We start from the raw sequence: 14219 nt of genomic DNA, 5'->3' as shown, positions 1-14219 counted from the left end.
ATAGCCCGGGCGTGTTTAACCTTTGTGCTGGCAGAGCATTAGATGGTGACCCAGTCACCTCGGGACTGGTGAGAGCGCACAGAGGCATCAATGAATCGGACACCGTCTGCGCCTTGTTCGACACTGGGGTAAGCAAGCCAATCGGCCGGAACGGTAACGCCATCCCGACGCGCGGCTACGGCCATGGCAAATTCCGTGTAAAGGTTGGCCCAAGCTTCGATAATCCCTTCGGGGAAGCCGCGCGCGGTACGGATCAGACGTTCTGCGCCGGGGCCGATGCCATGCCCGTGACCTCGGCTTATGATATTATCCGGTTCACCAAACCGATTGAACTTCAGCTGCTCCGAATTCTCTAAATCCCACTCGAGGCCGCCTTCGCTCCCAAATATCCGCAACCTCAACCCACCCCGATTTCCCGGGGCAAGGCGTGTTGCCATCAAGGTTCCCGGAATTTCATTTTGGTAGCGGGTGAACATGAACACCGTGTCTTCCAAAGGCTTTGGCGCGCCGCAGACATGAAACTCAGCCCGTAGGTCGGTCAAGGGCAGGCCCGAGACAAAACTGGCGAGATGCGCGGCATGGGTGCCGATATCGCCGACACAGCTGGTCGGACCAGAAATCTTTGGGTCCAGCCGCCATTTGACGTGGGGCGCATCAGCCACATCATCGGGCGTCATCCAGTCTTGCATGAACTCGACGTGGATTTGGTTGATTTTACCGATGCCGCCTTCCGCCACGATTTGTTTGGCCTGACGGATTACTGGAAAACATGACATCGCATAGCCGACAGCAAAGATGTGTCCCGTGCGCGCGGTAATGTCCTCAAGCCCCTCGGCCTCGTCGACTTCGTTGGTCAGGGGCTTGTCGCACAGCACGTCAATACCCGCCTCCAGAAACGTTTTGGCGGCTTCAAAATGAACGTGGTTCGGGGTAGTGATCATGACGGCATCTACGCCATCCGGGCGCGCCGCCTCGGCCTTTGCCATCTCGTCGAAGGACGCATAGCACCTATCTACTGGCAAGAACCACTCAGCTCCGCGCGCCTTGCTGCGCGCGCCATCTGAACTGAGCGCGCCTGCGGTGACCTCCCACCGGTCGGTCATCCGCGCGGCCGTTGCTTGCGTAACAGAGATCCGTCCTCCGCCAACAACGCCCAGCCGCAAACGGCGAGACAACCGGGGGAAAGGTCCGTCAAAGTTCAGGTCTTCGAGTAAAAGTCTCTCAGCCATTCTGAACCTCCATTTCCGGGACCTGTACGCCTTCCGGCAGCATTTCCACCGCCATGAAAATACTGGGGGTAATTGTCTCGTATTGATGCCAGGGATAGTTGCCTTCGGCGTCATACATCGGCTTGTGCGTCGTGCCCGGAGCCATGAATTCTTCAAGGTAAAGGGTTTCAACGTCCCGTTCGCGGCATTGCTGCATTTTGCCAAAGCCAACGATTTGCGTATGCACTTCGCGAAACCCCGGTACCGGGCAGAACGGATGATCCTTATGCAACCCGACATTCAATGGGACCGAACCGGAATGGTACATGGTCAGTCCAACGTTACCCACAAAGACCTTCGGCGACATGTAGTGGCTGACACCAAGCAGACGCTCCTCTTGGCGAACATCAAAAGCAGATGGCCATGTATCTTTCACCCATGCGAACAACTCGTTGTCATCCGCATGGGCGTCGAAATCGTGGACAATGACTGCACGTTCCACGCCGCTAAGCGTGCTGTCTTGCACGATCACAGAGGAAAGCGGTCCAATGGTCTGATCCTCGACAGAGAGATTTCGCCCCCCAAGGTTAAGGACGATGGCGCGACCCTCGATAGAAATTCTGCGCTCGTCAGTTATGTGCTGGACGCGAAAGAATGGCTGAACAAAGTCGAGTGTCTCAATCGGCATGAACCAATTCCTTCCTTTCATCGTTAAGGAAATCGACCGGCAAAAGCTCCGGAGCCGCGCAACGGCTTTCTATCGTCTGATAGGCGCCAAATTTCGGTGCCCGTTCGATCGCGTCCATGACCTCGAAAACGTGGTAGGCAAGCGCTCCACTTGCACGGGGTTGGCGTCCTTCTTGCGCCGCCAGGGCCAGATCCAAAAGGCCGAGCCCACGGCTGTCTTCATTGAACCCGTGTTTGTTTTCGACCACCTGCCAGTCTTCGCGACCGGTTGGACGAGGCTGATGAGACCAGCGCGAGGTCTCCCGCGTTTTCAGCCAGACATCCCCTTGAAAGATATTGGCACCATGAACCGGGTCAGGATCAGGAATGCTGATGGTGCCGTTTTCACCGTATATCTCGAACCGCGGAGTTTCGCTGTCCCAGACGTCGAAGCTCATGGTCATCGACCCTATAGCTCCGGATGAGAACTGAAGTAGGCTTAGGGAGTGCGTGTCGACTTCGACATTTATCCATTCGCCGTTGCGAGGGCCGTTTTCGATCATCCTATTGTCGAACGTGCGCCGAGCCATTCCGGCAACCCGGTCAACGGGACCAAGGCAGCAGATCATGGCGGTCAGGTAGTACGGCCCAAGGTCCAGCAATGGCCCACCACCCGCCTTATAGTAGAAATCCGGGTTGGGATGGTGGCGTTCTGTCCCGTGGGTACCGACATGGGCAAAAACCCCTGTCGGTTTGCCAATGGCACCCTCGTCGATCAAGCGCCGAACGGTCTGCCAGCGACCGCCCAGAAACGTGTCGGGTGCGCAACCGACCAGTAACCCCTTTTCAGAGGCCATGTGCAGGATCGCTTTACCATCCGTTCGATTCATAACCAGCGGCTTTTCGGAATAGACGTGCTTGCCCGCCTCCAACGCGCGCAGGCTGATTTCGGCATGCGCCGCCGGAATTGTCAGATTCAAAACGCAGTCGATCGTCGGATCGTCAAACACTTCGTCTGGCGTGCAGGCCTTGGCGATGCCGTATTGATCCGCTTTGGCGCGGCTTTCAGAAGGATCAAGACTTGTACAAGCCACGACCTCGACGCTCGAAAAATTGGATAGTGTCTTTAGATAAATATCGCTGATACGACCACAGCCAATAAGGCCGACCCGGAAGGATTTCGATGTCTCACGTGTCATCATTCCTGTCTTCGTAGAGGGGTAAGTAATTCGGGGGCATCGGCCCTTTGTTCCGACCGCCCTGCCCCATTTGCTCCCAAGCATGGGCGAGTATTCCGACCGAGCGGGACAGGCAGAACAGCCCTCGTGACAAGGGCGCAGGAAAGCCAAGTTCGCAGAAGATCACAGCTGTCGCGCCGTCGATATTCATGGCAATTGGCCGACCGCCGCGTTGACGACCGAGTTCGGCTTGAACCTCTTCTCCGATATCGGCAAACCGGCCAGATACTGCGCCTACTGCCGTCGCATCACGAACAAGTTTCATCAATCGTGGTGCGCGTGGGTCGACAGGCTTGTGAAACCTGTGACCAAAGCCCGATACGATCTTGCCGTAGGTCTCGCGCCAACTGTCCAAGCCATCCCGAACAGCGTCATTCAGCGAAGCTCCCGCATCCATGCGGACTGCGATATCATAGTACAGCTCTGCACACTGCTCTCCTGCCCCGCCGTGCACGTCGCCCAGCATGTTCACCGCAGTCGCCATCGCATTATTGAGACCTACCCCGCAGGTGGCGGCCATACGCGCAGCCGCGATTGAGGGAGCCTGTGGGCCGTGATCCACGCCTGCGACCAAAGCAGCTTCGAACAAGCGCGCTTGTGCGTCGCTGGGCAGATCACCCCGCACCATCAGCCAGATCATCTGCGGGAAAGATACGTTCCCGATCAGGTCCTCTATGGCGTTGCCACGAAAAGCGATCTGACCGGGCTTCATGTCGATGATGGAGGTACGCCACCATTGGCGGATAGCTTGCTCGTCGTTTGTCATACCGTTGCACCTCTAAACTCGCGCATGCGCTGCTGACGAAGTGAATCGAAAACGTTTTGAAGACGACTGATTGAGGCGGTGCAGCCGGTGAAGATTTCAAAAGACGCTGCAGCCTGATGAACGGCCATTCCAGCACCATTCATCACTTTTAACCCAGTTGTGCGGGCGCTGCTCAGAAGATGTGTCTCGAGCGGGAAATATACTATATCTGCCACCCAAGCATCCGGCCGCAAAAATGATGGATCAATTACCGACCCGGGGTACTTATCCATCCCGAGCGGTGTTGCATTGACCACTCCGTCCACAAATTTGACCTGTTCCAACGAAATCGAGGGGGAACCCTGAAGCTTCGCACAAGGGCGCAAGACCTTTAGTCGACTGACCAGCGCCTGCGCTCGGTGGAAGTCAGGATCGATGATCTCCAGATCTCGAACACCTGAATCAAGCAAAGCCAAAGAGACTGCACTGCCCGCGCCACCAGCACCAAACATGAGAACCGTTTCAGTCTTCGATGATCCCAAAAAATCTCCAAAGGCACTGTGGAAACCTATGTAATCGGTGTTGTGGCCAACCATTCGGTCGTCACAAAAAACCACCGCGTTGACAGCTTGAAGCTCCTCAGCAGTCTTGGAAAGCTCATCGAGATGATCAATGACCGACGCTTTGTAGGGGTGTGTTACGTTGACCGCCGCACAGCCTAATTCAACGGAATAATGTAGTAAATCAGCGACCGACATTCCACGAAATGGCTCTTTTGCCGTGTCGATCCTACCGTAGCTCAGATCGATACCCTGCGCCCGGCCCTCCGCCTCGTGCATCTCAGGCGTCATGGAGCCAGAAATCCCTTGTCCGATTAGTGCGGCCTTCATATTAGGTTGTTCCTTCCGCCACGTGGTGTCGCGTTTGCGCCGCTAATCGAAACGCAGCGTTACGCGCGCCATAGCCGGCGTAAGCAGTTCGGCGCTCAACAATTTCAAAGAAAAAGCCGTTAAAAATGGGGCGACTGTAGATCTGAAAGTACTCGGCACCCGCCGCCTGATCGTAGAGTATGTTATCCCTGCGCATTTGGGCGATCAGGTCTTCACTTAACCCGAATGTCGCTTGCAGATCAGCGTAGTAGTTTTCTGGGATGGACAGGCTGGGAAAACCGGACTTCCGCAATTGGGCTGAGGTTTCAAATATGTCGTCCGACTGGAAGGCGATGTGCTGAACACCGGCACCAAAACCGTCTTCAAGGAATGAAGCCGCCAGTGTTCGACGCCCAACTGCACCATTCAGGTTTAAACGCACTTCGCCTTCGGGGCTTTCGATGGCTTGGCTTTGCACAACACCCAACGGGTCGGCAACGTTCACGATCGGGGATTTTGCCATCTCAAAAGTCGAGATGTAATAGAGCAGCCAGCTTTGCATCTCATCGTTACGCATCGTCTGTGCCAGATGGTCGATGCGGCGCAGACCGGCGGGCTGGATCGCTTTAGTCTTGGCGACTGGCTCGAACTCGATATCCCACACCCGATGCAGATCGGATTTCTCATCGATGAAATGGACAACATTGCCACCAACGCCCCGAATGGCCGGGATATCCAGTTCCCCTGTTCCCACCGGCTGTGAGAAATTCGGCGCGCCCAACGCGTTGGCGCGCTGAACCGTCTGATCCGCATCTTTGACACGCAACCCCATATCACAAACGGAAGGGCCGTGACCCAGGAAGGCCGAATGGGCAAAACCTTCCTTTTCGGTATTCACAACGATGTTGATCGCGCCTTGCCGCCACAGCTCGACGGACTTGGCGACGTGTTTTCGCTCCATTCGAAAACACATTGCTGACAGCATATCTGCCAGCTGCGCGCCGCTTGTTTCGTCGGCTGTAAATTCGACGAACTCAAAGCCTGACGCGTAAACGCGTTCCGGCAGGTTCGGGATGCCGAAATCGGTTCCCGGCTCGGTCCGCGACACCTCGTCCAGCAGATTGACCAGCGATCTGTAGCTGTCTCGGGCCAGTGTTCGACCACCCGGTTGCGGGGCCGCTTCGTTGACGCGCGCGATGGACCACGGCCCCTTGTACCCGGCGCGGGACAGCACCCGCACGAAGCCCGCAAGGTTCAGCGATCCCAGACCGGGCAAAAGCCCGAAGTGCCGCTTGAGCCTGCGGATATCCATCTCAAGCCGGGGTGCATCGGACAGTTGCACATGGAACAACCGCTCTCCGGGAATGTCTCGAAGGCGGGCGGGTTTAGACCCGTCAGCGAGCGAGAAGAATGAGTTCAAAGCCAACCCCAGATGAGGGCTGTCGACAGCTTCAACGACGCCTAACGCCTGTTCATCCGAGTGAATAAGATCTGACCACGGCAAGCCCATATAGGCCAGACGCAATCCCATCTCTTTCGCGATCTGGGCCGCTTCGCTAAGATCTGCGACTACCTGTTCTTCGGCCGCAGCGGCATCGACCTCGAAGGCAGACCCGATAAGCAGTAATTCCGTTCCCAAATCGCTCATCAGGTCGAGTTTACGCTTCAGCCGATCAAAGGCGCGCTCCCGTCCGGCGTCGGCCTGGCCTTCAAGGTTATGGAAGGGTTGTAGCAGGCAAATCTTCAGGCCGAGATCTGATGCAATGTTCCGAATTTGCGATGGCGGCCCGTCAAAAGCGGTCAAATCCGGTTCGTGTAATTCGACACCTCCGAATCCCGCGTCAGCGATAGCACTCAGTTTTTCGGCCAGATCACCGGGGATCGACGTTGTCGAAACCGAGAGGCACATTATCCCTGATATCCAAACATACGCGGCAACCACAGGACCAGATCCGGCATCAGCATCATTATCACCAGGGCGAAGATGAGAACCGCGAGGAAGGCCCAGATTTCGGAGATGATTTCGCGCAGCGGAATGTCCGTCACGGCGTTGATCACAAAGAGTAGAATGCCATAGGGCGGCGTGATCAGGCCGATCATCGAGTTCACGACGACCAGCACTCCGAAATGCACCAGATCAATCCCAAGCGCTTCGCAGGTTGGAATGAACAGGGGCACAATCACCAGGATGATCGTTGTTGCGTCCAACACGCATCCCAGCGCGAGGATCAGCAGGTTAACCAGGATCAGAAACACAATCGGGCTGACATCCGAACCCTCCAGCAGGGCCGAGATCGACTGTGGAATCTGTTCCTGAATAACGATGAAGTTCAGAATGAACGCGCCGCCAATGACCACCCCAACGGCGGCGGAAGAGCGTGCGCTGTCGACGAACACCTGATAAAGGCCACGGAAGGTTAGTGCCCGATAGAACAATGCTGCCAGCACCAAGGCGTAGAATGCAGCTACGGCTGCAGCCTCGGTCGGAGTGGTGACGCCGCCATATATGCCGTACAGCAAGATGGCGGGCATCAGCAGTGCCGGAAACGCGTTGGCGGTTTTAGCAGGCAATTCACGCAATGGAACAGGTTCTTCCAAAGCAAATTTCCGCTTTCCGGCCAAATAGTAGTTCATCGCCATGAGGACGACGCCCATGATCAGGCCCGGCAGAATGCCAGCTAGGAACAGCGACCCGATAGATGCCTTGGAGACCAGCGCATAAAGAACCATCGGGATTGAGGGCGGAATGATCGGGCCGATCGTTGCCGACGCCGCGGTGATCGCAGCAGCATAGCCCCGGCTGTAGCGGCCATCCTTAGTCATCATCTCAATGATGATTTTGCCGATCCCCGCGGCATCCGCGACAGCCGAACCAGACATGCCCGAAAAGATCAGAGACGCCACTACGTTTACGTGCCCGAGGCCGCCCTTGAACCGCCCGACTGCCGCGACGCAGAAGTTCAGCAAGCGGTCGGTGATCGACCCCGCGTTCATTATATTCGCTGCGACGATGAACAAAGGCACGGCAAGCAGGATCGTGCTTTTGTAGAAGCCTTGCAGGATCTTCTCGCCTGCGAGTGCGACGTCCAGTCCGGCTGTGCCCAGATACACCAATGAGGCCAAAAGGATGGAATAGCCGATAGGTGTCCCGATGCCTGCCAGAAGAAAGAGAGCGAGCAGGCAGGAAAGAAGTTCAAAACTCATTTCTTAACTTCCTCGTCCTCTTCGACGTCGACACGGGGATGGTCGTCAACCACGTTGTACCCAACAACCAGTTCCAACTCTGTCTTTGGGGGGCCATTGCGCATGACGTCGAAGAATAGCCACGCGTAGCGCGCTGCGACGACCAACATGAATACCGCATAAATCGAGAATACTGTGCGCAAAGGTATCTTCTCGCCGGAAAACGGATTGCGGACAGTCGATGTCTTGCGAATTTTCATCCAATCGATGTAGTCCCACGTCGGAAGGAAGCTGTAGAGCATACCGACCACGATCGCTGCGGCCGCCAGCATCGCAAAGACCTGCCGCACGCGCATCGGCACGGAAAGGTAGATGATGTCGAACTTCACGTGATCACGTTCACGCACTATGAAAGCGCAACTGAAGAAGATCACCCAGACCCACAGAATGCCGATAAGTTCAAGCGTCCATCCGGCGGGGGTAAAGAAGTAGCGCAAGAGTATTTGCAATAGAAAGATCAAGAAGATTGCCGCCAGCATCCCGCCGGCAATCGCTTCGGTCAGTCGGGAGAACCCCTTCATAAAGGCTTTCATTATGGTTCTCCCTCCCTTGTCTTACTGGGCTCAGTTGCCCAGAGCGTTGATCTGATCCAGAACGCCCTCAGGCCACGAGCCAGCGAACTCGCTGTCCAGATACATAGACTGTACCTGATCGCGGAACGCCGCGAGATCGGGTTCGTAGATCGCCATGCCTTGCTCTTTCAGGAAGCTGACAAGATCCTCTTCTTTCTGAAGTTGCTTCTGACGGCCTGATTCAGCTGCAGCATCCGCAGCTTCCTGAACCTTAGCCTGCTGTTCCGGTGTCAGCCCGTCCCAAACCTCTTTGCCGATGGCGATATAGTTCAAGTCGACCAAGTGCGATGTTAGGATGATCTGATTGGTCACTTCGTAGAATTTGGCATCAACCACGGTCGGCAACGGGTTGTCCTGACCGTCAACGGCACCAGTCGACAGAGCTGTGTAAACCTCTGAGAACGCCATTGGTGTCGGGGCGGCACCCAGCGCTTTGCCAAGGAACTGCCACGCATCGGTGCCCGGCATCCGCAGGTTCACACCCTCCAGATCAGCCGGAGTGCTGACGGTCAGTTCATCCTTGGGTTGGCGCAGGTTCACCTGACGACGGCCCAGATACATGACCGACAGCAGTTTGACGCCCAGTTCTTCTTCGGCCTTTTGCTTAAAGGCATCCATCAAGGGGTCGTTGAAAACGGCCACCTGATGCGCCGCGTCCTGATGCACGTAGCCTGCGGTAAAGATCGAAAACTCGGGGAAGAACTGTGCCAGTTCCTGCGCCGAAGTGATCGACATTTCCAAGTTGCCTCGGCTGAGGGCGTCCAACTCGGTGCCCTGAGCGAAGATGGTACCGTTATAGCTGGGTTCATAGCTTGCGAAATCGGCGACCATGGGCGCGAAAACCTCGGCCATTGCGACCGAACGCTGATCGGTCTCCGATCCTGATGTTGCGAGGCGTAGTTGTACTTTGTCTTCCGCCAGCGCACCACTTGTTGCGCTAAACAGAACACCGGTTGCGACCAGGGCTGATACAGCAGCCCGGCGGGTAAGTTTGGTAATCACTTTGCTCCTCCCTGAGACATCATGATGCTTCTTTTTTGCGATTCAGAGTTTTGACCTATTTTGGACATTTTGCAAGATGTTTTGCAAAATATCAGATATTTTTCATTACCTGCAATCTCTGTTGCTGCGTTTCCTGAAGGTTTCTTATCCTGACAGTCTCGCCAGTTCTGCAAGAATTCTGAATAGCTTCAATAACTTGAAGCGTTCTGAACCCTTCCCATCCAGACACAATCGGCACTGCTTCGTGCCGAGCTACTTCAACAAAGTGCCTGAGCTGATTGACCAGAGGGTCAGACGCACCCTTCTTCAGCGCGGTCGATGAAATAGGTGTCCACCAGTCCCTTTGCTCACTCTGGTAACTCCACAATCGAAGATCGGGAACAGACAACGAACCATGAGAGCCACCTATCATATAGCTACTCTCAGTGATTGAAGGATAGATTGGATATTCTTGAGACGTCATTTCCCAGCTCCATGGAGCAACGATGCTGTCGGACACACTTATGGTCCCTATCGCTCCGCTTTCGAACGTCAATAGAGCACCGGCAACATCTTCGTTGTCGTAACCCCGCTGCGATGCAGCCGACTGAGCCTGTACGGTCATGACTTCTCCGGCCAGGTACCGCAGCAGATCCACATCGTGGACAAGATTTACCGAGATGGGCCCTGCACCGGGTTTCTTTCTCCAAGGCGCAGCATCAAAATACTCGTCTGGTTTATAGAACCAGCAATTCGCATGGACAGCGCGCACATCTCCAATCTTCCCATCGGCAATGGCTTCCTTAGCCGACCGGATCAGAGGATTGTGTCGACGATGATGTCCGACCATCAGTGGCACATTGGCCTTCTCCGCTGCTTGAACAAGCTCAAGTGCAGCGGTGGCTTCTACGGCGATCGGTTTTTCGACAAGTACGGGACACCCATTTCGAACACACGTGAGGCCTTGTTCGACATGAAGTGTGGTCGGGGTCGCAAGAACAGCTCCGTCCGGAGTTTGATTTGCAAACATTTCCTCGAGGGTCGCGTAACATGCGACCCCGTGCTCAACGGCGTAGGCACGACCTTCATCGCCGGGGTCGACCACCGCGACGAGATCAACATGGCGCAACGCTCGGATAGCGTCTGCGTGGCGGCGTCCAACAAGACCAATGCCGACAATGGCAATGCGAAAATTCTTAGACACTTTGCTTCCTTCCGGAGGGTCCGGAAAATCCCGAAACCGATGATTGCGATCGGGCTGCTTTGCCCAACTTGGCCACGACCGTATTGGGGTTTTCGCGATTCCGCAATAATGTATGATATTTTTATTTTTACCATACATCAGTTTGGATTGCTGATGTCTCTGAAAAATGCTAATTGAACGAGGAAACTGATAATATCGGGTGAAACGCATGGCGAAACAGCCGTCTACGATAGGTGCAAGTACCTATCAGCGCATCAAGCGGGACATCATCTTCGGGGAGTTGCAGCCTGGCTCCAAACTGAAGCTGGACGCCTTGAAGGAACGCTACTCGGCAAGCCTTTCGACACTTCGTGAAACGCTGAACAGGCTCGCCAGCGACGGATTTGTCGAAGCTCCTGAGCAACGGGGGTTCCTGGTTACACCGGTCTCCCGTGAAGACCTGATCGAGATATCAGAGCTGCGTGTCCTGTTGGAATGCCACGCGTTGGAGTTATCCATCGAGAATGGTGACACGGATTGGGAGGGGAACCTCGTCGCCGCGCATCATAAGCTGCATTTGATGGAGCAGCGGCTTCTCAAAGGAGATGACTCTGAGAAAGAAACCTGGAAGAGGTACGACTCGGAGTTTCATCAAGCAATGATAGCAGCCTGCAACTCCAAGAATCTTCTATCCCTTCACTCAATCATCTATGACAAATATCTTCGCTACCAGATGCTCGTACTGACCTATCGCGGTGAGGTAGCAGCCAAAGAACACAAACACATGTTCGATGCCGCATTGGCCAGAGACGCGAATATGGCCAAGAAACTGTTGGAAGATCACATCCGAAACGGCCTCACCCACACGTTGGAGGCTATGTAAGGCGGCATGCTGATTGAGTGCTTCGACGTCTTCAGGTCGATTTGGCAGGGAATAACTCATAATTCTACATCTAAATCGAGAAGTTTGTGAACGGCCCAAAGCGGACCTTCACGCGTCGGGCAGTGAAGGTCCGAATTAGCAATATTAAACTCGGTCTGGTGCAAGAAGCCGCCAGTGAGGGGCTGCCTTTTGAGCTCACCCAACGCAACTTAAACCTACGGTCATGAGTCAAATATCAGGAACACATAGGTCATAAAGGCGGCCAGATGCACGACACCCTGAAGCGCGTTGGTGCGGGTTCCGACAAAGGTCAGGATGCTGATCCCTATTGTCAGGGCCAGAAGGACGATTTCCGCGCCGCCGAGCCCAAGTTCGATGGGAAGCGCAACAAAATGTGCCGCGATCAGCACAGCGGGCACTGTTAGGCCAATGGTTGCCAAAGCCGACCCCAGACAGATGTTCACGGCCCGTTGCAGTTTGTTGGCCCGCGCAGCGTCCAGCGCGGCGAGGGCTTCGGGTGTCAGGATCATGGCGGCAACCAGAAAGCCACCCAACGCGACAGGTGCGCCAAATTCCAGCAATTTGAAATCGACAAACAGCGCCAGTTTTTTGGACATCAAAACCAGGGGCAACATCGCCAGCACCAACCAAAGAACATGGAAACCGATGCTTTTGGTTTCCAGATGATGCGCATCCGAGCCACCGGTTGTTGGCAGGTCTTCCCCAGGCTGTCGAAAAATCTCGGGTTTGCCGGCGGTTTGGTAGACGAGGTAAATCCCATAGAGCACCACGGACATGGCGATCATGAAGACAATTTGCAGAGCCGACAGACCACCGCCCGGGGCGGATGTGGTGAAGCTTGGCAAGACGAGGCTGACGATGGCCACTGGCAACAGCACCACAAGGTAGGCATTAGCACCCGAGAGGTTGAACACCTGCAGCCCGTGCCGCAGCCCCCCAATCAGCAGGCTGAGACCAACCAATCCGTTCATGACAATTATCAACACGGAAAACATAGTGTCCCGAGCCAGTGTCGGGTTGTTGTCCCCGGTCAGCATAACAGCTGTGATCAGAGCCACTTCGATGCCGATCACCGACAATGTCAGGATCAATGTGCCATAAGGCTCGCCAAAGATGACGGCCAAGCACTCGGCGTGGTGCACCACGCGGAAGACCACGGACAGCATCACGCCGAAAATGCCGCCCAGCAGGAGCCAGGACATGATGGAGCCAGTGGCCGTTGGCTTGATGAGGTCGCCGGCGAAGGTCATGGCAACAAATACGAGCCAGATGAGTAGAGTGGCTTTTTCTGCGCGAAAGAGGTTTGTGGAGGTGGTGGTCTCCTACCTTACCGTTTCTGGGTGGGGACGGATTTGAGGCTGGTGGTTTCGGTCGCCTTAAAGTGGGTTTGTTCCGCTCTGGCAGCCGGGGCCACTGTTTTGATCCTGAAAGCGGAGAAGCCCGCGAAGACGGCCATCGCAAGTACAAGCATCCAGCCCATGACCGCATCGCCAAATACCGCCGAAAGCGCGCTGGTCATGAGAGGGCCTGCAATGCCGCCGATAGTGAAGACAAACAGCATTGTGACAGCACTGGACGCGACATAGACGGGCACAGTGCGGTCCATCGCGTGAGCCAAAAGCAGCGAGTAGAGGGTGAGCATCGATCCGCCCAGGAGGATCAATCCGGCGAGCATTGCAATGTAAAGTGGTGTGCCCACGATGGCTGAGTAGCGCGCACCGTCGCCAGTGGCGAAAGTGGCGAAGGCCGCAAGGGCGCCGGTTGCGACTGTCGCCGTCACTACAATGACGCGGCGCCGATCCATGCGGTCTGACACAAATCCAAGCGGATAGAGAAACAGGATACGCCCGACGTAAATAGCAGCGATGCCAATAGCCACATCCGTGGCATCAATGCCAATGACAGCCGCCCGATACGGCACAACATTCATGAACACTGTGGACACGATACCAACGGTGAGCGCGCCGAGAGCGGCAGTGGGCGCGTCTTGAAACAGCGCCTTGAAGCGTACATTCGCCCGTTCTTTGCCCTCGGGCGGCGTGCTGGGCGTCGCGGCGATCACCACAATTGCCAGACAGTAGAGCAAGGACATCAGCACAAAAGACTGGTTCAGGTCGTCGGGTGTAACGATTACGAGAACCTGACTGAGAACCGACATCAACCCGAGGACAATGGCAAACACGGCAAGCAATCGGCCCCGCGATTTTTCGTCGACGGTTTCGCTGATCCAGGCGTCACCGATGGCAAAAAGGCCCGCGGTTGCAACGCCGGTCATCAGGCGCACGATTAGCAGCGTGGGCTCGTTTTCAGTCACGGAAAAAAGCAGGGCGGCAGCGGTGCATATGGCCGCCCCCGCAGAAAATGCACGAATATGTCCAATGCTGGTGATCCAGCCTGCAATGTAGAAACAGCCGATCAGGAATCCCAACGAGTAAGCAGCGGGCGCCAGCGCAGCGATTTCCTGAGACGCGCCGGTTTGGGCAAAATAGAGCGCGACGATGGTGCCCGATGCCGCAGTCACCAGCTGTATCGCCGCGACCGCGATAAACAGGTATTTCAGGGTGTGGATTTGATCGCTGAACCGGGCCATGGAACTGCTCCAGGAAAGAG

General features: G+C 55.6%; 13 protein-coding genes. 1 reads left to right on the top strand and 12 read right to left on the bottom strand.

Annotated features, from left to right (window positions below; all coding sequences use genetic code 11):
- Positions 1-38: 38 nt before the first annotated feature.
- The 10 genes from AC2FID_RS05410 to AC2FID_RS05365 form a co-directional block, all read right to left on the bottom strand.
- Entirely contained in the window at positions 39-1229 is a 1191-nt protein-coding gene (locus AC2FID_RS05410; protein WP_496835785.1) for a Gfo/Idh/MocA family protein, read from the bottom strand.
- Positions 1222-1896, bottom strand: a complete 675-nt coding sequence (locus AC2FID_RS05405) for a hypothetical protein (RefSeq protein WP_496835655.1) — start codon at positions 1894-1896, stop codon at positions 1222-1224. Before AC2FID_RS05405 ends, AC2FID_RS05410 begins: the two co-directional genes overlap by 8 nt.
- Positions 1886-3073, bottom strand: coding sequence for a Gfo/Idh/MocA family protein (locus AC2FID_RS05400; protein ID WP_496835783.1), 1188 nt, complete (start codon positions 3071-3073; stop codon positions 1886-1888). The genes AC2FID_RS05405 and AC2FID_RS05400 overlap by 11 nt, the downstream gene beginning before the upstream one ends.
- On the bottom strand, positions 3063-3878 hold the full coding sequence (locus AC2FID_RS05395; RefSeq protein WP_496835781.1) for a citryl-CoA lyase: 816 nt from the start codon (positions 3876-3878) through the stop codon (positions 3063-3065). Before AC2FID_RS05395 ends, AC2FID_RS05400 begins: the two co-directional genes overlap by 11 nt.
- A complete protein-coding gene (locus AC2FID_RS05390) occupies positions 3875-4747 on the bottom strand; it encodes a shikimate dehydrogenase (protein ID WP_496835780.1) in 873 nt (290 codons plus the stop codon). The genes AC2FID_RS05395 and AC2FID_RS05390 overlap by 4 nt, the downstream gene beginning before the upstream one ends.
- Before the next feature lies 1 nt (position 4748).
- Positions 4749-6635: a bifunctional sugar phosphate isomerase/epimerase/4-hydroxyphenylpyruvate dioxygenase family protein gene (locus AC2FID_RS05385; protein WP_496835778.1), complete on the bottom strand. Its 1887-nt coding sequence runs from the start codon at positions 6633-6635 to the stop codon at positions 4749-4751.
- A complete protein-coding gene (locus tag AC2FID_RS05380) occupies positions 6635-7930 on the bottom strand; it encodes a TRAP transporter large permease (RefSeq protein WP_496835777.1) in 1296 nt (431 codons plus the stop codon). The genes AC2FID_RS05385 and AC2FID_RS05380 overlap by 1 nt, the downstream gene beginning before the upstream one ends.
- Positions 7927-8502, bottom strand: coding sequence for a TRAP transporter small permease (locus tag AC2FID_RS05375; RefSeq protein WP_170429693.1), 576 nt, complete (start codon positions 8500-8502; stop codon positions 7927-7929). The genes AC2FID_RS05380 and AC2FID_RS05375 overlap by 4 nt, the downstream gene beginning before the upstream one ends.
- Before the next feature lie 30 nt (positions 8503-8532).
- Positions 8533-9543 (bottom strand): TRAP transporter substrate-binding protein DctP, encoded by a 1011-nt coding sequence (gene dctP / locus AC2FID_RS05370; RefSeq protein WP_282169022.1) that lies wholly within the window; start codon positions 9541-9543, stop codon positions 8533-8535.
- Positions 9544-9634: 91 nt separating this feature from the next.
- The gene (locus AC2FID_RS05365; protein ID WP_496835774.1) at positions 9635-10936 is read right to left on the bottom strand and encodes a Gfo/Idh/MocA family protein; all 1302 of its coding nucleotides are present in this window, start codon (positions 10934-10936) and stop codon (positions 9635-9637) included.
- Here AC2FID_RS05365 and AC2FID_RS05360 point away from each other — a divergent pair.
- Positions 10935-11588 (top strand): GntR family transcriptional regulator, encoded by a 654-nt coding sequence (locus AC2FID_RS05360; RefSeq protein ID WP_170385853.1) that lies wholly within the window; start codon positions 10935-10937, stop codon positions 11586-11588. The genes AC2FID_RS05365 and AC2FID_RS05360 overlap by 2 nt on opposite strands.
- Before the next feature lie 221 nt (positions 11589-11809).
- On the opposite strand, the gene AC2FID_RS05355 is transcribed toward AC2FID_RS05360, so the two are convergent.
- Both AC2FID_RS05355 and AC2FID_RS05350 read right to left on the bottom strand, forming a co-directional pair.
- A complete protein-coding gene (locus AC2FID_RS05355; RefSeq protein ID WP_496835773.1) occupies positions 11810-12811 on the bottom strand; it encodes a calcium:cation antiporter in 1002 nt (333 codons plus the stop codon).
- A gap of 125 nt (positions 12812-12936) precedes the next feature.
- A complete protein-coding gene (locus tag AC2FID_RS05350; protein ID WP_496835771.1) occupies positions 12937-14199 on the bottom strand; it encodes an MFS transporter in 1263 nt (420 codons plus the stop codon).
- Between the last annotated feature and the right edge of the window lie 20 nt (positions 14200-14219).

The sequence above is a fragment of the Ruegeria sp. CDSC068 genome, assembly GCF_059610545.1.
This window is presented reverse-complemented; position numbering and strand designations above follow the sequence as displayed.